The 19,350-nt window shown below is 74.1% G+C and carries 12 protein-coding genes and 1 tRNA gene; 8 read left to right on the forward strand and 5 right to left on the reverse strand.

Annotation, left to right across the window (positions count from 1 at the left end):
- Positions 1 to 85: 85 nt before the first annotated feature.
- Entirely contained in the window at positions 86 to 1,327 is a 1,242-nt protein-coding gene (locus ABZ805_RS05700; RefSeq protein ID WP_358434879.1) for a DNA polymerase III subunit delta', read from the forward strand.
- Between the two features lie 298 nt (positions 1,328 to 1,625).
- On the opposite strand, the gene ABZ805_RS05705 is transcribed toward ABZ805_RS05700, so the two are convergent.
- The 3 genes from ABZ805_RS05705 to ABZ805_RS05715 all read right to left on the reverse strand — a co-directional run bounded on the left by ABZ805_RS05705 (position 1,626) and on the right by ABZ805_RS05715 (position 4,204).
- A complete protein-coding gene (locus tag ABZ805_RS05705) occupies positions 1,626 to 2,351 on the reverse strand; it encodes a hypothetical protein (RefSeq protein WP_358434882.1) in 726 nt (241 codons plus the stop codon).
- A gap of 167 nt (positions 2,352 to 2,518) precedes the next feature.
- Positions 2,519 to 3,352 carry a DUF4231 domain-containing protein gene (locus tag ABZ805_RS05710; protein WP_358434885.1) on the reverse strand — a complete coding sequence of 278 codons (834 nt, stop codon included), beginning with the start codon at positions 3,350 to 3,352 and terminating at the stop codon, positions 2,519 to 2,521.
- A 778-nt stretch (positions 3,353 to 4,130) separates the two neighbouring features.
- Positions 4,131 to 4,204, reverse strand: a tRNA-Thr gene (locus ABZ805_RS05715).
- Positions 4,205 to 4,378: 174 nt separating this feature from the next.
- Here ABZ805_RS05715 and ABZ805_RS05720 point away from each other — a divergent pair.
- Positions 4,379 to 5,869 carry a hypothetical protein gene (locus ABZ805_RS05720; RefSeq protein WP_358434888.1) on the forward strand — a complete coding sequence of 497 codons (1,491 nt, stop codon included), beginning with the start codon at positions 4,379 to 4,381 and terminating at the stop codon, positions 5,867 to 5,869.
- Positions 5,870 to 5,969: 100 nt separating this feature from the next.
- Here the strand turns inward: ABZ805_RS05720 and ABZ805_RS05725 are convergent, their stop codons facing one another.
- A complete protein-coding gene (locus tag ABZ805_RS05725) occupies positions 5,970 to 7,625 on the reverse strand; it encodes an L-lactate permease (RefSeq protein ID WP_358434891.1) in 1,656 nt (551 codons plus the stop codon).
- A gap of 158 nt (positions 7,626 to 7,783) precedes the next feature.
- On the opposite strand from ABZ805_RS05725, the gene kduI reads away from it, so the two are divergent.
- Genes kduI through ABZ805_RS05740 form a run of 3 tightly spaced genes read left to right on the forward strand, consistent with a single transcriptional unit; the run spans position 7,784 to position 10,153 of the window.
- Positions 7,784 to 8,605, forward strand: coding sequence for a 5-dehydro-4-deoxy-D-glucuronate isomerase (gene kduI / locus ABZ805_RS05730; protein WP_358434894.1), 822 nt, complete (start codon positions 7,784 to 7,786; stop codon positions 8,603 to 8,605).
- Positions 8,606 to 8,621: 16 nt separating this feature from the next.
- Entirely contained in the window at positions 8,622 to 9,380 is a 759-nt protein-coding gene (gene kduD / locus ABZ805_RS05735) for a 2-dehydro-3-deoxy-D-gluconate 5-dehydrogenase KduD (RefSeq protein WP_358434897.1), read from the forward strand.
- Entirely contained in the window at positions 9,377 to 10,153 is a 777-nt protein-coding gene (locus tag ABZ805_RS05740; protein WP_358434899.1) for an IclR family transcriptional regulator, read from the forward strand. Before kduD ends, ABZ805_RS05740 begins: the two co-directional genes overlap by 4 nt.
- Positions 10,154 to 10,220: 67 nt before the next feature.
- Here ABZ805_RS05740 and ABZ805_RS05745 read toward each other — a convergent pair whose 3' ends face one another.
- Positions 10,221 to 10,712: an inorganic diphosphatase gene (locus ABZ805_RS05745; protein ID WP_358434902.1), complete on the reverse strand. Its 492-nt coding sequence runs from the start codon at positions 10,710 to 10,712 to the stop codon at positions 10,221 to 10,223.
- Between the two features lie 510 nt (positions 10,713 to 11,222).
- On the opposite strand from ABZ805_RS05745, the gene dacB reads away from it, so the two are divergent.
- The 3 genes from dacB (at position 11,223) to tilS (ending at position 19,330) form a co-directional block, all read left to right on the forward strand.
- Entirely contained in the window at positions 11,223 to 16,502 is a 5,280-nt protein-coding gene (dacB, locus tag ABZ805_RS05750) for a D-alanyl-D-alanine carboxypeptidase/D-alanyl-D-alanine-endopeptidase (RefSeq protein ID WP_358434904.1), read from the forward strand.
- Between the two features lie 88 nt (positions 16,503 to 16,590).
- Complete coding sequence (locus tag ABZ805_RS05755) at positions 16,591 to 17,676, forward strand: zinc-dependent metalloprotease (protein ID WP_358435088.1); 1,086 nt, start codon at positions 16,591 to 16,593, stop codon at positions 17,674 to 17,676.
- 637 nt (positions 17,677 to 18,313) lie between these two features.
- Positions 18,314 to 19,330, forward strand: a complete 1,017-nt coding sequence (gene tilS / locus ABZ805_RS05760) for a tRNA lysidine(34) synthetase TilS (RefSeq protein WP_358434907.1) — start codon at positions 18,314 to 18,316, stop codon at positions 19,328 to 19,330.
- The last annotated feature ends 20 nt before the right edge of the window (positions 19,331 to 19,350 follow it).

Here is a 19,350-nt window from a genome sequence, read left to right on the forward strand (position 1 = left end):
GGCGCCGGGTCGCTGATCCGGTGTCGGCGCGGCCTCGTACAGTGCGTGTCGACGCAGGCGGCGCGACGACTCCGGAGGTGACGTGGTGGCGCAGTCCCCCGACCCGGTAGCGGGCGAAGTCCCCCCGGCCACCGGAGTGTGGGCGGACATCGTCGGCCAGCCCGACGCGGTGCGCATCCTGTTCGCCGCCGCGCAGGCCGCCCACCTCCAGGTCCGCGGCGAGCCTGCTCCGGCGGGCGCGATGACGCACGCGTGGCTGTTCACCGGGCCACCCGGTTCGGGTCGTTCGGTCGCCGCCCGCGCGTTCGCCGCAGCGCTGCAGTGCCTGGAGCCGGGCGAACAGCCCGGTTGCGGCCGCTGTTCGGCCTGCCGGACGGTGCAGGCGGGGACGCACGCGGACGTGAAGGTCGTGGTGCCGGAAGGCCTGACGATCTCGGTGCGCGAGATGCGGTCCCTGGTGCAGGCCGCGGCGCGCAGGCCCACCACCGGCCAGTGGCGGGTGGTGCTGATCGAGGACTCGGACCGGCTCACCGAAGGCGCGGCGAACGCGCTGCTGAAGGCCGTCGAAGAACCGCCGGACCGCACCGTGTTCCTGCTGTGCGCGCCCTCGGACCACCCGGAGGACGTGCCGGTCACGATCCGCTCCCGGTGCCGCGCGATGCAGCTGCGCACCCCGCTGGCCGGGGCGATCGCCGAGGTGCTGCGGGAGCGCGATGACGTCGACGACGAGACGGCCCGCTGGGCGGCGTCGGTGTGCGGCGGGCACATCGGCCGGGCCCGGCGGCTGGCCACCGACCAGGAGGCGCGGGATCGGCGGGACCGGGTGCTGAGCATTCCGGTGGGGCTGCGCCGGTTCTCCGACGTGTTCACCGCGGCGAGTGGGCTGGTGAAGTCCTCCGAGACGGAGGCGACCTCGGCGAACGAGGACCGCAACGAGGCGGAGAAGGACGAGCTGCGCACCGCGATGGGCGCGGGCGGCACCGGCAAGGGCACGGCTTCGGCCACCCGCGGCGCGAACGCGGCGCTGAAGGAGCTGGAGAAGAAGCAGAAGTCGCGCGCCACGCGCTCGCAGCGCGACGCGCTGGACCTGGCGCTGGTGGACCTCGCCGGGTTCTACCGGGACGTCTTGGTGTCCCGGTCGGGCTCACCGGCACCGCTGAACCACCCGGACTACGCCTCGGACGTGGCGAAGGCCGCGTCGCAGTGGACATCGGAGTCGACGTTGCGGCGGCTGGAGGCGGTGTTGGAGTGCCGCACCGCGCTCACCCGGAACGTGAAGCCGATCATCGCGGTAGAGGCGATGGTCGCGACCCTGCACCAGGGCTGACCGTGCACGAGGGCTGGCCTTCCAGAGGGCTGACCTTCCACGGGGGCTGACCGTGCACCCTGGCCGGCCGTGCGCAGGGCTGACCTTGCACCCGGGCTGACCGTGCGAACAGGCATGATCGCGAGCCTAGGGCTGATCGTGCGCCCGAGGTCTGCCGTTCGCCGGGCTGAGCGTCCGCAGGGTTGGCCCCGGGCCAGGGCTGATCGTGCCCGGGGTCGACTACGCCCGAGGACCGACCGCGCGCAGAGAAAGGCCCCCGCACCCTCCTCCCAGAGCGCGGGGGCCGTGGTCTCGTGGGTCAGCCGCGCTGACCGAGGCCGGCGAGGCCGGCCAGCGGGGTGCCTGCCAGGCCGTCGGCCAGCGGCTTGCCGACCACGCCGCCCGCGTTGCTCAGGTCGAGCAGGCCGCTCTTGGGCGTGCCGGCCACGGCCGGCTTGGTGTTGACGGCGCTGCTGCTACCACCGGGCTGGCCGTTGGAGCCGTTCTCGCCGCCGGTGCCGGGCTTGCCGGGCTGGCCGCTCTGGGAGTCGGTGTTGGTGTTCACCTGGTCCGCGGGCAGCGAGTTGATGAGGCCGATCATCGAGGTGCCGAAGTCGTCGACGCTGTCGACGATGCCGCGCACGTCCTGGTCCTTCGCGATGCCGTCCACCGGCGTCACGCCGGAGCGGGCGCTCTGCGGGGCGGGGAGGACGCCGCCGACCGGGAGGTGGGCGCCCTGGGTGGTGACCGGGTGGGTGTGGGCTTCGGTGAAGTCCTGCAGCGCGTCGCCGACGACGTTGCCGCCGCCGGTGCGGCCGGTGGCGCTGCCTGCCTGCTCGGCGAGGGCCTGCGGCGCGCGCACCACGTCGCCGACGGTCTGCTGCGCGCCGTGCACGGTTCCTGCTGCGTGGAAGGCGGTCTGGGCCATCCCGTTGTCCACGGGCAGCTCGGCCGGGAACTGCGAGTCGGCGTGCGCGGTGCCGGCGAAGCCGACGGCGCCGGCGCCCGCCAGCACTGCGGCGGCCGTCGTGAGGCTGCGTTTCATCGCCTTGCTCCTCTCTGCACAGGCGCTCACCTGTGCGCCAGAGGTCGCAGCGTACGGAGCGGAAACCGGCCACTACTCAGCGATCACAGCCGTCGCGGTGCGTCGACCAGAAGTGTGCGAGCGGTCGATTTCCGACCCGTTCGTGTGAGGTGCGGCGAATCGCGAAATCACTGTCCGGCGACGGACGTGACGTCGATGGACTGGTTGAGGTGCTGCTGGCGCTTGGCCTGTTCTTCGCGCAGCGATTCGACCGTGTCGGCGAATTCGGCGTAGGCGTCGCCTTCGTCGTCGAACCTGCTGTACCGGCCCGCGCGTAATTCGACCGAGTGGTACTCGCGCTCCAGCACATCGGCGGTCTGCTGCAGGCTCGCGGCGCGTTCCCGGTACTTCGCGTAGCCGCCGAACGCCGCCGCGACCGCCACCAGCAGGCTGATCGCCACCGCCGCCCAGCGTGCGCCCGCGACCGCCGCGGAGGCCGCCGTGACGGTGGCGCTGATGATCGAACCGGCGATGACCACGGTGTGCAGGACGTGGTCCTTCCAGCGGTGCCTGCCCGCTTCGGTGCGGTACCGCTCGATCACGTCCGGCAGGTCGGCCCGGTAGCGCTTGCGCATGCCGAGCAGGTCGCCCGCGTTCCACTCGTCGAGCTGGTGCTCGCGGTGCGCGCGTTCCAGCTCGCGGAGCTCGGCGGCGACCGACCGCACCGAGAAGTGGTGCCGGTAGGCGGTGCGCGCCGAAGCGGCGACCGAACCCACCGGGATCACCGCGACCAGCACCGAGACCGCCACCGGGGGTGCCAGCAGCACGATCCCGGAGATCGAGAGCCCGGTGAGGGCCAGGTTCCCCGGATAGGCCCAGATCAGCAGGAGTCGTTGCAGGATGCGCGCTCGGTAGAGCTGTTCGGACAGCTCGCTGATGCGGCGCTCCCAGTCCTGCGGCTGGGTTTCCCCGGCGATGACCCCGCCCCCAATGATGCCCGTGCCCGCGTCCCAACGCTCCATCACATCGATCCTTCCGGCGTCACTGTGATCGAAGTAGTTCCCCAAGTACGACGACAATCGACCGGTCGGGTGATAGCTGATTGGGCTGATCGGCCTACACCCTGTTGCACCATGTGATCACCGCAGGTCGGTCGTGAGGATTCTTCACCAAAACCCGCCAGTGATAACAGTCGATGGCGCAAGTGCTCAGTCGCCGTGACTACTCGCCCCGGATCGGGGCTCTCCACTGTGGCAGCGCGCCCGTTCGGCCCAACCACGTGGGCCACGGTCGGCTCATCGCACCCTCCTGCTATGGGGCGCGAGGCGTGCTCGCCGAGGTGTCGGCCGCGGCTGCGGCGGTCGGTGTCGCAGGTGGTTCGGGGGTGTGCGGCGGAGTCGTGCGGCTGGTTCTCGGGTCGATTCGGCAACTGGTCTCGGGCGGTCTCGAATCGGTTTTCCGGATTCGTTCCGGATACCGGTTGTCGCCGATGTTCGGATCGGGACCGGGAGTCCGTTCCGAAGGTGTCGATGGGGTCGTTCCCATTCGGCGGTCTTCGCCGTTCCGGCAGTTCAGTTCGGCCCGGCCGAATGCCGCCGAATGCCGAGATGATCTCTGCGGATGACCCGCGGACGCGGAATTCGGTGCGGCCGAGTGGAATGGCCGTGGTCTGCGATTTCCGCGATCGGTCCCCCGTCGGGAGCGCGGAAACCCGGTTCCGGTCACGGCCCGCGGTGGAGCGCGGGCGGGGATGAAAAAAGACCGCAGGTCCACCGGGGTGGGCCTGCGGTCTTCTCGGCGAGCCGCCTGAGGGAATCGAACCCTCGACCTACGCATTACGAGTGCGTCGCTCTGGCCGACTGAGCTAAGGCGGCGTTGCGGAGCAAGTGTAGCGGGTGCCCCGGCAGCCCCGGCGGAGGGGTTGGGCGGGCCGGCCGCCGAGGTGGGTGTCACCGGTTGCGTCGAATTTCGCCGTCACTCGGACGAGCGCTCGTCGTTGAGAGGTTCGGTGACGATCGTCACCGGTTCTCCTAGGGAAGGCAGGTCGGATGCGATCAGCTCGACCGCTGCGTCGTTTCGCCGCCGTGACGGCCGTCTCGCTGGCCGTCGCCGGGCTGAACCTGCCCGCGGCGTTCGCGGACACCACGCCGCTGCCGACGCCGGTGGACCCGGACCAGCCCCCGGCGTCCGACGGGCCGGTCCAGCCGGGACCGATCACGGCCGAGGCGGGCACCGGGATCGGCGTGCTGCGGGTGCTGCCCGGCACGGTCCCCGGTCAGACGATCTTCGACGATCCCGCGTACCGGGACGCGCTGCGCAAGAACGCGATGCTGGAGCTCGGGCTCGGGCTGGCGAAGTCGAAGGCCGACTCCGAGGCGTACTTCGCCTTCGAGCACGCCACCGCGGAGGCCTCGCCGTTCGGCGCCGCGATCGGCGGCTGGGCACCGCAGATCCCCGGCGCGTCGGTCTCGCAGACCGCGGTGCCGGACCACGCGGAACCGGCGACGACCGGGGTGCAGCCGCCGCCGTCCCCCGCGGACGCGCTGGTGAAGCTCGGGCTGCTCGAAGGCAGCGCGCACGCCCGGTGGGACGAGCGGCTCGGGCCGTGCGTGTCACCGATCTCGGAATCGAGCAGTTCGCTGGCGAGCCTCTCCGCGGTGAACGTGCTGCCCGCGCTGCCGGACACCCAGCAGCAGGACGGTGACCAGCCCGCGGCGCTCGCAGGCGCTCCCGGCTCGCCCGCGCGGCTCGGCGGATTGCTCTCCGGCGGAGCACCGACCGAATCGGGTGCGGGCTCGCTGGTGAACGTGCCGGACGCGGTGCGCGCGCACTCCGAGATCGAACTGGTGGACGTGCCGGGCGTGGCCGGCAAGGCGGTGCGCTCCACCTCGACGATGCAGCTGGCGAGCGTGCGGCTGCTGTCGGGCACGCCGCAGGAGCTGCGGGTCGACGTGGTGAGCGAGCCGACGCTGACCGTCACCGCCACCGGCGACCCGGCGACCTCCACGGTCGACTACGAGGCTCCGGTGCTGCGGGTGACCCAGGGCGGCCGCGAGCTCGTCGAGCTGGACGCGGCGAACCCGCAGGCGGACCTGCCGATCGGGCTGCCCGGAGTCCCCGGCGAGCTGCCGATCGTGGGTCCCGCCGTGAACGACCGCGTGCTCGACATCGGGGTGCTGCGGCTGAGCATCGGCGAACTCACCCAGCAGGCGAACGGCACCGAGCTGCGCGCCGGAGCCCGGATGTTCGACCTGAAGCTGCTGCCCGGCACGGCGCTCGGCATGCCGGACGCGGCGCTGGCGGAGGTCTCCTTCGGCGAGCAGTCCGCGCGCGCCGGTGCGCCGGCGGGCGGCGTGCACTGCGACGTGCCGCCCTCTCCGGCACCCGAGCAGCCCGGGCCGCCCGCGGAGGGCCCCGCAGCCCCGCCGCTCGCCAAGACCAGCGGGGCCTACTACACGGTTCCGCTGTTCTGGACCGGCACGGGCCTGCTGCTGCTCGGTTCGGTGCTGGTGGCCGCAGTGCCGCGCCGCCACGGGTGATGCGGTGTCGTCCCCCTGCCCCGAACCGGGGGACGGCGCCCCCTCCTGGGCGGCCGGGGTGAACGGGCCGGTAGACCGGGTCCGTTCACCCCGGGCGTCGTCAGGGCAGCATCCAGCTCAGCACCGGGGTGGATTGCAGGTACACCAGCCCGCACATGATCAGCAGGAGCAGCAGGCTCCAGCCGAAGACGCGGCGGAACAACTCGCCTTCGCGGCCGACCAGGCCGACCGCCGCGGTGCCGATCGCCAGGTTCTGCGGCGAGATCATCTTCGCCATCACGCCACCGGAGGAGTTCGCCGCGCCGAGCAGCACCGGGTCCGCGCCGATCTGCGCGGCCGCGGTGGTCTGCAATCCGCCGAACAGGGCGTTCGCCCCGGCGTCGGTGCCGGTGATGGTCACTCCGAACCAGCCGACGACGGGTGAGAGGAACGCGAAGAACGCGCCGGTTCCGGCGAGCCACACGCCGAGCGTGCCGATCTGCCCGGACAGGTTCATCACGTAGGACAGCGCGAACACGGCCAGGATCGCGAGGATCGCCCAGCCGAACTGCCGCAGGGTCCGCCCGTAGACGCGCAGCGCGTCGGCGGGCCGGACCCGCAGCAGCGGCAGCGACAGCAGCCCGGAGATCAACAGCAACGTGCCGGTGGCGGAGCCGATGGCGAATTCGTACTCGGTGCTCACCGGCCCGCCCGCAGCGTCGAGAACGGTCAGCCCAGGCCAGTCGAAGCTTAAGGTCAACGTCGTCAGCGGTGCTTTCACGGCGTCGATCTGTGCGAGCGCGAACACCAGCACGATGATCATGTAGGGGGCGAAGGCGCGGAGCGTCTCGGCGCGGGAATCCGGTGCGGCGCCGGAGGTTTCGCCACCACCGGTTGGCTCCGCGTCCCCGACGGTCGCGACACCGCCCCGTTCGGTGAGCCGCGCCGCCGCGACGGGTTCCGCGGGCCGCCACACCCGCAGCAACAGCAGCAGCGCTCCGGCGGACGCGAGGGCGGCCACGATGTCGGCGAGCTGGTACGACAGGTGGTTCGAGGTGAGGTATTGGGCCACGCCGAACGTGAGCCCGCCGACCAGGGCCGCGGGCCACGCCTGCCGCACTCCGCGCCGCCCGTCGGCGACGAGCAGCAGCACGAACGGCACGACGACGGCCAGCACCGAGACCTGCCGCCCGGCGACCGCCCCGAACTCGGCGGCGGGCAGCCCGGTGACCTCGCCGAGCACGGTGATCGGGTTGCCCATGCCGCCGAAGGCGACGGGTGCGGTGTCGGCGACCAGCGCGAGCGCGGCGGCCTTCAGCGGTGCGACGCCGAGCGCGATGAGCATGACCGAGCAGATCGCGACCGGCCCGCCGCCGCCGGCGAGCGCTTCGAGCAGCGCGCCGAAGCAGAACGCGATGACGATGGCCTGCACCCGGACGTCCTCGCCGAGCGTGCCGAACGCCCGGCGCAGCACCGCGAAGTGCCCGCTGTGCACGGTCAGGTTGTAGATCCAGATGGCGTTGAAGGTGAGCCAGAGGATGAGCAGCAGGCTCTGCGCCATGCCGTACAGCCCGGCGTCGATCGCGAGCAGCGGCGGCATGCCGTAGGCGCCGACGGCGACGAGCAGCGCGACGCCGAGGGTGGCCAGCCCCGCCCAGTGCGCCTTCCAGCGCAGTCCGCCGAGCAGGAACAGCAGGGTGACCAGGGGGAGCAGCGCGAGCAGTGCGGACAGCGGCAGGGATCCGGTGGGATCGGGGTTCTGGTGGTAGGGCGGCACGGCGACCTCCGCGGACCCGCCGAACGGCGGGTTGTTCCGAAAAGCAGAACGGGGTTCCATGTTCAGTGACGGCCATGGTGACCCCGATCACCTGCGACTGGCTATCGGCCGCCCGGCCCAATTCCGGCGAACCGCACCCGCGCCCCAGGAGGCCCCGCATGGAGAACCGGCACGCCACGCACCCCGCCCAGATCCCGCACTTCGACACCGACGAGCTGCGCGCGCACTACCTGGTGCCGGACCTGTTCGCGCCCGGTGAGGTCCGCACCGTGCACTCGCACCAGGACCGGGTGGTGCTGGGCGGCGCGGTGCCGCTGCCCGGCGAACCGCTGCGGCTGGGCGTGGAACCCGGGCTGCGCGCCGAGTTCTTCTGCGAGCGCCGCGAACTCGGGGTGATCGCGCTCGGCGACCCGGGCACCGTCACCGCCGACGGCGCCGAACACCGGCTGGAGCACCGCGACTGCGCCTACTTCGGGCCCGGCACCCGGGAGATCTCCTTCAGCGGCGCGGGAACCCGGTTCTACCTGGTCTCCGCGCCCGCCCGCACCGAACGCCCGACGCGCATCGCGCGGTACGCCGACACCGCACCCGCACGGCTCGGCGAGCAGGCCACCGCGAACGTCCGCGAGCTGCGCAAGTACGTGCACCCGGCGGGGATCGAGTCGGACCAGCTGGTCATGGGCGTCACCGAACTCGCCGCGGGCAGTGTCTGGAACACCATGCCCGCGCACACCCACGACCGGCGGACCGAGTGCTACCTGTACTTCGACCTGCCCGCCGAGCACCGCGTGCTGCACCTGCTGGGCGAACCGGACCGCACCCGGCACTTGGTGGTCGCGAACGAGCAGGCGGTGATCTCCCCGAGCTGGTCCATCCACAGTGGAGCGGGCACGCACCGGTACGGTTTCGTCTGGGCGATGGCGGGGGAGAACCGGTCGTTCGACGACATGGATCACGTCGCCGCCGCGGATCTGCGCTGACGGCCGGGAGGTGGGCATGAACGCCGAGCTGTTCTCGCTGCGCGGGCGCACCGCACTGGTCACCGGCGCCCGCACCGGCATCGGCCGGGCGGTGGCGCTCGGGCTGGCCGGGGCGGGCGCCGACCTGGTGCTGCTGGGCCGCACCGACGACCTCGGAGAGGTTTCGGAGCAGGCCGGGGCGCTCGGGGTGCGGGCCGAGGGCGTCGGCGTCGATCTCGCCGATCCCGCGGCCGCCGAACCGGAACTGGCGGCACTGCTGGACCGGCGGCCGATCGACGTGCTGGTCAACAACGCCGGGATCATCCACCGGCAGCCCGCGGCCCAGGTCTCGCACGCCGACTGGCGGCGGGTGCTGGACGTGGACCTGGACGCGGTGTTCCTGCTCTGCAGGCTCGCCGGTGAGCGGATGCTGGCCCGCGGCCACGGGAAGATCATCAACATCGCGTCGTTGCTGTCCTTCCAGGGCGGGCTGCGGGTGCCCGCCTACGCCGCCGCCAAGCACGCCGTCGCCGGGCTCACCAAGTCGCTCGCCAACGAGTGGGCGCCGCACGGGGTGCAGGTCAATGCGATCGCGCCCGGTTACATCCGGACGAACAACACCGCCGCGCTGCGGGCCGACGAGGAGCGGGCGGCCGAGATCGGCTCCCGCATCCCCGCCGGACGCTGGGGTGAACCCGCCGACCTGGTCGGGGCCGCGGTGTTCCTGGCCTCCGGCGCGGCGGACTACGTCAACGGGCACGTCCTCGTCGTCGACGGTGGTTGGATGGCCAGGTGACCGGCACTTCCGAAGGCCCCGGGGCCACCGCCGACGGCCCCGGCGCCGTCCGCAAAGCGCTGCGCGTGCTGGAGGCGCTGCCCGACCACGGCGGCGTCACCGAGCTCGCCGCCGCTACCGGCCTGCCCAAGTCGACGGTGCACCGGCTGCTGCGGGTGCTGGTGGAGACCGGGTTCGCGCGCACCGACGACAGCGGCTACCGCACCGGGGACCGGGTGCTGGCGCTGGCGGGGAAGGTGCTCTACCGCTTCGACCCGGCGGTGCAGGCCGATCCGGCGCTGGTGCGGCTGCGCGACGACACCGGCTGCACGGTGCACTTCGCGATGCGGTTCGGCGGGGAGCTGCTGTACGTGCACAAGGTCGAACCGGACAAGCCGTACCGGATGGGTTCCCGGGTCGGGATGCGGTTGCCCTGGCACACCAGTGCCATCGGCAAGGCGGTGCTGGCGGAGCTGGAACCGGACGCGGCGCGGGCACTGGCAGGCCCCGGCGAGCTGCCCGCGCGCACCGCGAACTCGCTGACCGGCTGGCCGGAGCTGACCGCCCAGCTCGCGGAGGTGCGGGCCGCCGGGCACGCCCTCGACGACGGGGAGAACGAGGCCGGGGTGCGCTGCACCGGGGCCGCGGTGCGGGACCACTCGGGTGCCGTGGTCGGCGGGATCAGCGTCTCCACCCTCGCCCTGGAACACGGCATGGACGAGCTGCGCGAGTTCGGGCCCCGAGTGCGGGCGGCCGCCGCCGAGGTGTCGACGGCCCTCGGCCACCGGCGGTGAACCCCCGGACACGGCGAAGGCCCTCCCCGCGGAGCTTGCGGGAAGGGCCTTCGGGCTGTCCAGGGCGTCAGTGGTCGCCCTGCTCCTTGGCACGCTCGTAGGAGCGCTTGATCTCGGCCTCGGCCTCGGTGCGGCCGACCCAGGTGGCGCCTTCGACGCTCTTGCCGGGCTCCAGGTCCTTGTAGACCTCGAAGAAGTGCTGGATCTCCAGCCGGTAGAACTCGGCCAGGTGGTGGATGTCGCGCAGGTGCTCCTGGCGCGGGTCGTCGGAGGGGACGCAGATGACCTTGTCGTCGCCGCCCTTCTCGTCGCGCATCCGGAACATGCCGACCGCGCGCGCGGTGATCAGGCACCCGGGGAAGGTGGGCTCCTGCACCAGCACCAGTGCGTCCAGCGGGTCCCCGTCCTCGCCGAGGGTGTCCTCGACGAAGCCGTAGTCGGCCGGGTACTGGGTGGCGGTGAACAACGTCCGGTCCAGCCGGATCCGGCCGGATTTGTGGTCCACCTCGTACTTGTTCCGGTTCCCCTTGGGGATCTCGATGGTGACGTCGAAGTCCACGCGGTTCCTCACTCGTTCTCGCCAGCTTGCTCGTCGAGGCTGTGCCCGACCGTCCGGCCGCCGTTGCCAGGCCGGTCCCGCATCCCGGTCCCGTACATCGCCAGTGTCCTGACCTGCGATGATTTCGTCGGTCACCGCACGGCGTCACCCGAGGTCGAGCCGCAGGCTCACACGTCGGAGTGGCCGCCCGTGATGCGGCACGACCACGTCTAGTGTGGACCACGGCCGCGCGCCGAGCCCCACCGCAGTGCGGCAGCTCGCATCTGGCAGTCTGGCGAACCGTCGAGGAGGAAGCCCGTGCCCGAACCCCACCGCCTCCGGGGTGAGGTGTCCGAGCCCGATGCCACCGAGGGGTCCTCGAGCGCCTCAGCAGCAGGTTCGCCGGGCGACGAGTCTTCCGAACAGCAGTGGCCCGCCGAGGGCGACGCGGACGGATTCCCGGTCGAGGACCAGGAGGACGCCGGTTCCGCGCGCGGGAACGAATCGGAGCCTTCCGGCGATGGACAGCCGGTGAAGGCTGATCGAACCGACTCCAGCGGCGCGGCGGGCACCGGTACCGGGGACGCCGGTACCGCGAGGACCGCGCAGGACACCGAGGCCGGGGCGAGGGAGTCCGCCGCTGATTCCGGGTCCGCTGCCGGCGCGGCCGCTGTTGCCGAGTCCGCAGCTGCCGAGCCCAAGGATGACCAGTCCGGCGATGCCGAGTCCGCCCGGGCCGGTGCCGGCAGTTCCGGTGCCGGTGGTGCCGAGTCCGCCGATGCCGGTTCGGGAGTCGTCGAGTCCGGAGGCGCCGGTTCCGGAGGTGCCCAGCCCGCCGATGCCGAGTCCGCGGATGCCGAGTCCGCGGATGCCGAGTCCGCGGATGCCCAGTCCGGCTCGGCCGGATCGGCGGATGCCGACTCCGCTGATTCCGGTGCGGAACAGGACGAATCCGGGGCGGGTGGATCGGCCGGTTCCGGTCGGGACACCGCCGGATCGAAGGTCGGCGCCCTGGGGCGGACCGTGTCCGGTCGGCTGCCCGAAGCCGAGGAGGACGACGCCGAACGAGACGTGCCGGATGACGCCGGTTCGAGCAGCACCGGCGCTGATGACGCCGAACCTGGCAGCAGTGGATCCAGCAATGGCGGATCCAGCAATGCCGGATCGAGCAGCGTCGGATCGGACACCGCCGGTTCGAGCCGCACCGCGTTGAGCGGCGCTGAATCGGGCGGCGCCGAATCGGGCGGCGCCGAATCGAGCGATGCCGGTTCCGGTGACGCCGGTTCGGGCGATGCCGGTTCGGGCGCGGGCGCCGCTGGCGACGAGCAGGACTTCCCGACGCAGGACCCGGAGCAGCAGGACGACGCTCCCGAGCACCGCGGCGGATCGGCCGGGGCGGCGAGCCCCGGCGCGGAGGACTCGGCAGGCGGAGCCCGGGACGGGGCATCCGGATCGACCGTCCGCGGCACGCTCAGCGGCGACGTCCCGGCCGCGCCGAAGCCGGGGGCCACGTCCCGGCCGGTCGGCTTCGTCGGTTCGGTGGACTCCGGCTCAGGTCGGGAGGCCGCCGCGCACGACTTCTCCGGGTGGCAGACGACCGGATCCCAGGTGGCCGGATCCCAGGCGACCGGATCCCAGGCGACCGGGCGGATCTCCGGCGGCGTGGACACCTCGTTCAGCGGGGACGTGCCGGGCGGCGAGGCGGCCACGACCGCGGCCGGTTCGGACGAGGCCGCGGACGAGGCTGCGGACCAGGGCGCGACGAAGGGCGCGCAAGACCAGCGCGCGACGGAGCAGCGCGCTGCAGGCCAGGGCCAGACGGAGCAGGGCGCTGCAGACCAGGGCCCGACGGAGCAGGGCACGGCAGGCCGGCCCGCGGCGGGCCAGGAGCCGACGGGCCGAGGTTCCGCGGGCCGGGGTTCGGCAGGGCAGGACTCGGTGGACGAGCGCGCGGGCGAGGGCTCGCCGGGAGCGCGGCCCGCGGGGGACGCGGACTCGGACGCCCGTCCGGCGGACGGCGGAGCCGCGGATGCGGCGTCACCTGTTGCGGTGTCACCGGACATGGGGTCCGCGGACTCGGTGTCCTCCGAACCGCGGCAACCGGACGCGGAGCGCACTGCGGGCACGACCGGGTCCGGCTCGGCGGAGCGCGGTGCGTCCGGGCAGGAGCGCGCTGCCGAGCAGGCTTCGACGACCGCGACCCAGCGCATCGTCCGGTCCGAGCTCACGGGCACCACCGCCGACACCGGTTCCCGAACGGACGCTGCCGACGCAGCCCGGGGTGACGCGGGCCAGGACGACGCGGGCCGGAGCGATGCGGACCGGAGCGATGCGGACCGGGGTGACGCGGAATCCGGGGCGACGAGCACCGGCACCGGACCCGACCGGGCCGACGGGAGCTCGGCGAGCGGAACCGGAGCGGCCGACGAGGCGGACGCGGACGGCACTGAGAAGGCCCGCACCGGCGACGCGAGCGAGCGCTCCGCCGACCAGGACGCGGACGAGACCGAGTGGGACCGGACCGACCGCGCCGAGGGATCGGACGACTCCGAGCGGGCGGCGCAGCCGTCCGCGGCGCGATCTGCGGAGCGGACACCCGCGGATCAGGACCGCGCGGACGAGAACCCCGAGCAGGCACCCACGGCCCAGCCCACCGCCGAACAGCCCGCCGTCGAGGAGCGGGCCGCTGAGGAGCGGGTTGCCGAGGATCGGACTGCCGAGGAGCAGGCCACCGAGGAACGGGCCACCGAGGAGCAGGCCACCGAGGATCGGGCCGCTGAAGAGCGGGATCCGGCGAAGCGGACTGCCGAGGAGCGGGCCGAGCCCGCGACGCCGGACCTCGAGTCGACCGACGTGCAGCAGGCCGTCGCGGCCAGCCGGGCGGAACTCGTCGAGGACGTCGAGGTCACCGGGCCGCAGCAGCCGGTCACCTCGGCGCCGGCCGAACCGGCCGCGGCGGACGACGAGACCGGTGGTGCCGCCGCGGGCGTGGACGTGCCCCCGGACACCGTGGTGGCCGCGCAGGCCGAACTCACCGAGGACGTCGAGGCCACCGGACCGCAGCAGCCGGTGCCCGCGGCGCCGAGCACCGGGCAGGACGCCGACCGGACCGGCACCACCGAGCGCCCGGCCGCGACGGACCGTCCCGCCACCGCGCCCGCGACGGAACGCCTGGACCGCGGCGCGCTCGCCGACCGGACCACCACCGAGCAGGTCGCCGAGACCGACCGCGCCGCGACGGCCGACGAGGACGCGACCGGCGACACCGGCCGCGGCACCACCTCGGGCACCGATCGGGATCCGACCGCCGACACCGCGACCGGCCGGCTGCCCGTCGTCGACGACGCGCCGGCCCGGGGCGATCGCGGCCAGGTCGCCGAGGAGCGCGTCCGCGACGAGTGGCCGACCGCGGAGCAGGCCCGCGTCGAAGCCGATCCGGAGCCCGCCGAGACCAGCGAGCCCGCTGAGACCGGGAGCGATCGGGACGAGGCCGTGGACTCGGCGTTCTCCGCCGATGCGGGTGCCGCCCCGCCCTCGTCCACCGATCCGCGGCCGAGCGTCGAGCAGCCGCCCGCGGTGGACTCCGCGTTCACCGCCGATTCCGGCACGCCGATCGGCCCGCCGCCCGCCGAGCAGACCCAGCAGTTCCGGCGGATCGAGGACACCCAGCGGTTCAGCCTCGCCGACCTGGAGCAGGAGACCCGGCGCCGCGAGCAGCAGGACCGCCGGCAGCGACCGGACCAGCAGAAGCAGGACCAGCAGCAGCCGGATCAGAGGAAGGCGGGCCAGCAGCAGCCCGGCCAGCAGCAGCCCGGCCAGCAGCAGCCCGGCCAGCAGCAGGACCAGCAGCAGCCCGGCCAGCAGCAGCCCGGCCAGCCGCAGCCCGGCCCCCGGCAGGGCGGGCCGGAGCAGCGGAGCCGCACCGAGCCGCCGCAGGACCGCCCGGCCGACCGCCCGCGCCCGCAGGCCTTCGACCAGGGCCCGCCGACCACCCGCATCCCGATCGTGCCGCCCGCGCCGCAGCAGCCCGCGCGCCCGGTGCCCGGCCCCTCGGACGCGGAGCGGACCCAGCAGTTCCGGCGCCCCGACTTCTCCGGCCCGCCGCCCGGCAGGCAGCAAGGGCAGCAGGGCCAGCAAGGACCGCAAGGCCAGCAGGGCCAGCAGAGCCCGCAGCCCGCGCCGCCGCGCTCCATCCCGGTCCCGCCGCCGCACCGCCCGCCGCAGCCGCCGCCGCAGCCGCCGCAGCGTTCCGCGCAGCCGCAGGACTTCGCCGTGCCCGCCGCGCCGCAGCGCCCGCGGTCGGAGGAGCACTCCGCGCAGCAGGCCGAACCGCACGAGGACGACCGCTACCAGGACGACCACTACGGGGACGACCGCTACCAGGACCACGACGAGCAGCACGACGCTCCCGCCGCAGCGGTCCCCGCACCGCGCCGCAAGCGCGCCACGGTGCTGCTCGCGGTGCTGACGGTGGTCGTGCTCGGCGCGGGCCTCGCCGTCGGCGTCCCGGCCCTGGTCAACGGGATCAGCGCCGCGCAGCTGGCCGATCCGCCCGCCCCGGTGCACCTGTCCCCGTCGATCCGGCCGATCGGGACGGACGCGCCCGAACCGACGGGCTCGGGCATCGCGGCGGCGGTCAGCGGGCCGCTGTCGAACCCGGTGCTGGACCCGGTCACCGGCGTGGTCGTCGACGTGCGCTCCGGGAAGACGCTGTGGGAGCGGCAGCAGGACACGCCGATGATGCCCGCCTCCACCGGCAAGCTGCTCACCACCAGCGCCGCGATGCTGGAGCTCGACCACGACGCCCGGTTCACCACCGAGGTGGTGCGCGGCGCGCAGCCCGGCAGCGTGGTGCTCGTCGGCGGCGGCGACCCGACGCTGTCGACGATGCCCGCGGGCCAGGAGTCGGTGTACCCGGGCGCGGGCCGCTTCGACGACCTCGCCGAGCAGGTGCGGGCCGCGACCGGCGGCCAGGTCACCTCGATCCAGGTGGACACCAGCCGCTACCGGGGGCCGTCGCTGGCCCCGGGCTGGCTGCCCGCCGACGTCCCCGCCGGGATCATGGCGCCGATGGAGTCGGTGATGGCCGACGGCGGGCGCACCGGCGACCCGACCGCGGAGTACGACCAGCGGACCCAGCACCCCGCCGAGCAGGCCGGGCGGGAACTCGCGCAGCGGCTCGGCGTGCCCGCCTCCGCGGTGTCCGAGGGGACCGCGCCGCGCGGTGCGCAGCGGCTCGGCGCGGTGCAGTCCGCGACGATGCGCAAGCTGGTCGAGAGCACGCTGATCCACTCGGACAACGTGCTGGCCGAGGCGCTGGGCCGCGAGGTCGCGATCAAGACCGGGAAGGAACCGTCCTTCGCCGGTGCGGTCCAGGCGGTGCGCGAGGTGCTGCAGCGCAACCACGTCGACCTCACCGGCGTGCGGATGTCCGACGGCAGCGGTCTGTCCACTGAGGACCGCATTCCGGCGAAGGTGCTGGCCGGGCTGATGACCAGTGCCGCCGAGCCGGAGCGCGACGGCGGCCTGCCTGCCAGGAGCGCGAAGCTGCGGGCGCTGCTCACCGGCCTGCCCGTCGCCGGTGGCTCCGGCAGCCTCACCGACCGCTACGCCGACGGCTCGGGCCGGGGTTGGATCCGCGCCAAGACCGGCACCCTCGACGGGGCGAACAGCCTGTCCGGGACGATCCTCACCGAGGACGGCAGGCTGCTGGTGTTCGCGCTGATGTCCAACAGCGACAGCTCTTCCGGACAGGTCCGGCCCGCGCTCGACGAGGTCGTCGCGGCCGTCCAGCAGTGCGGTTGCCGCTGATCGCGGGCCTGTCGCGGGCACGGCCGGTGGTGTCGCCGGGGCCCGCGATCGGAGTACCGTCGATTCCGTGACTCCGCGCTCCGCCACGCTGCCGCCCCGACCGCACGGCCGGGATGACGCGCAGCGCTCGCTGGACTGGGACCTGGCGGCGGCGACCGCCGGCCGGTTGATGCACAGCGGACCCGACATCCCCCGCGAGGACGCGGTGCACGCGGTCCGCGCGTTGCGCCGGGCCGGGGTGGCCGCCGAAACGCACGTGCGGGAGCTGACCGGGCTCGGCCTGGACCTGCCGGTGCTCGAAGGGGACGTGGTGGACCGCCGGGAGTGGGTGCGGGCGGCCGCGCAGGGCCTCTCCGAGATCACCGGGATGGCGCTGCGCTCCCGGGGTTCCGGCGGTGATCCGCTCGGCGGGCTGGGCGCCCGGGGAGCGGGCCTCCAGGCCGGGCTGGTGCTGTCCTACCTGGGTACCAAGGTCCTCGGCCAGTACGACCCGTTCCTGCCCAGCGAGCGCGGTACCCGGCCGGGTCGGCTGCTGCTGGTGGCGCCGAACATCGTCGCCGCGCAGCGGGCGCTGGACGTGCCCGTCGACGACTTCACGATGTGGGTGTGCCTGCACGAGTCGACGCACCGGTTGCAGTTCAACGCGGTGCCGTGGCTGCGGGACCACTTCGCCGACAGCCTCGGCGAGCTGCTCTCGGACCTGGAGTCCTCGCCCGGTGAGCTGCTGAGCAGGCTGCCCGCGGTCGTGCGCGGCGTGCGGTCCGGGCCGGACGCGCAGTCCAGCCCCGGTGTGCTCGGCCTGGTCGAACTGCTGCAGGGGCCGCGGCAGCGCGCCGCGCTGGACCGCATCCTGGCGCTGTCCACCCTGCTGGAGGGGCACGCGGACCACGTGATGGACGCGGTCGGGCCGAGCGTGGTGCCCAGCGTCGCCACCATCCGCCGCCGGTTCACCGAGCGCCGCCAGGGCGGCGGGGTGCTGGACCGGCTGCTGCGCAGCCTGCTCGGCGTGGACGCCAAGATGCGGCAGTACGCGCAGGGCGCCGCGTTCACCCGGCACGTCGTCGACCGGGTGGGGATGGACGGCTTCAACGCGGTGTGGACCTCCCCGGAGCACCTGCCGACGCGCGTCGAGACCACCGACCCCGCGTCCTGGCTGCGCCGCGTCCACGGCTGACCGCCCGCGATCCGTCCGCGCCGCCGCGCCCGGCCGCGCCCGGGAACCCGCCGGCGCCTGAGAATCCGTCCGCTCCGGGAACTGGGCTGTGCCTGGGGACCTGTCCGTGCCCGGTGATCTGTTCGCCCCCCGAACACACGGCGGGCACCTGGGAATCCGTCCGCGTCCAGGAACCGGGACCGAACCGGGGAATCCGTCCGCACCTGGGAACCCGGCCGCGCTTGGGGATCTGTCCGTATTCGGGAACCCGACCACGCTTGGGGACCTGTCCGAACTCCGGAACCTGTTCGTCCCCCGAACCCGGCGGCCCCGGGAACCTGTCCACCCCCGAGCACCCGGCCGCACTCGGGAACCCGTCCGCGCCCGGGGACCCGCGAAGGGGTGGAGATCTCGACGACCGGTCCGCCGGAAACCTGTCCGCCCCCGGGGACTCGGCAACCCCGGGAATCCGTCCACGTCCGAACACGGCGGCCCCCGAGAACCCGCCCGCGCCTGAGCAGACGGCCGCGCCCGAGCACGCGGGCGTACCCGAGCGCCCGGGCGCGGCCGGGCGTACGGCCATCGGCCCGGGCCGCGCGGGTGAGCGGGCCGCTGACCTGGGTCGTGGCGCGGGGCGCGGGCCGATCAGAATGGGCCGGTGACCTCCGGCCGATCCGAGCGCGCCGCGGGGCCGGCGCTGCTGGCCGTGCGGACCGCCGTCCGCGACCTCCTAGCCGCCCACCCCGCGCTGCGCGGCGCCCCGCTGGTGGTCGCCTGCTCGGGCGGTGCCGACTCGCTGGCGCTCGCCGCCGCCACGGCCCACCTCGCGCGCGGCCGCGACCTGCGGGTGCGCGCGCGGATCGTCGACCACGGCCTGCAGCCGGACTCCGCGGCGGTGGCCGAGCGGGCCGCCGCGCAGCTCGCCGAGCTCGGCATCGGCGACGTGCGGGTGCTGCCGGTGCAGGTCACCGGCCGCGGTGGGCCGGAAGCCGCCGCCCGCCGGGCCCGGTACGCGGCGCTGGACGCGGACCGCCCCGACGGCGGCGCGGTGCTGCTCGGCCACACCCGCGACGACCAGGCCGAAACGGTGCTGCTGGGGCTCGGCCGGGGATCCGGCGCCCGGTCCATCGCCGGGATGCGCCCGTGGTCCCCGCCGTGGGCGCGGCCGCTGCTGGACGTGCCGCGGGAGACGACCGAGCGGGCCTGCGCCGAAGCCGGGCTCGTGCCGTGGCAGGACCCGCACAACGGCGAGAGCCGGTTCACGCGTGTGCGGTTGCGCACAGCGGTCCTGCCGCTGCTGGAGGACGTGCTGCACGGCGGCGTCGCCGGTGCGCTGGCCCGCACCGCCCGCCAGCTGCAGGACGACGCCGACGCCTTCGACGAGCTCGCCGCCGCGGTCCGCGCGCAGGTCGAACGGGGTGCGGACCTGGATGCGACGGCCCTCGCCGAGCACCCGCCCGCGCTCCGCAGGCGGGTGCTGCGCGGCTGGTTGCTGGAACGCGGGGTTGCCGAGGTGTCCGACGCGCACCTGCGCTCCGCGGACGCGCTCGCGGGCGCGTGGCGCGGTCAGGGCCCGCACGCGCTCCCGGGCGGCTTTGTGCTCCGCCGGACGCATGGCACGCTTCAGGTGGAACGTGGTGGACGGGGAACCGCCGGTCGGGTGATCGGTGGATGAACGTCCGTCCAACAGCGAGA

Source organism: Saccharopolyspora sp. NPDC047091 (assembly GCF_040643635.1).
Lineage (GTDB): Bacteria > Actinomycetota > Actinomycetes > Mycobacteriales > Pseudonocardiaceae > Saccharopolyspora_C.

Coding starts and splice junctions, on each gene's coding strand:
- ABZ805_RS05720 (WP_358434888.1), top strand. CDS start 4,379: ATGCGATCAGCTCGACCGCTGCGTCGTTTCGCCGCCGTGACGGCCGTC.
- ABZ805_RS05705 (WP_358434882.1), bottom strand. CDS start 2,351: ATGAAACGCAGCCTCACGACGGCCGCCGCAGTGCTGGCGGGCGCCGGC.
- ABZ805_RS05710 (WP_358434885.1), bottom strand. CDS start 3,352: ATGGAGCGTTGGGACGCGGGCACGGGCATCATTGGGGGCGGGGTCATC.
- kduI (WP_358434894.1), top strand. CDS start 7,784: ATGGAGAACCGGCACGCCACGCACCCCGCCCAGATCCCGCACTTCGAC.
- kduD (WP_358434897.1), top strand. CDS start 8,622: ATGAACGCCGAGCTGTTCTCGCTGCGCGGGCGCACCGCACTGGTCACC.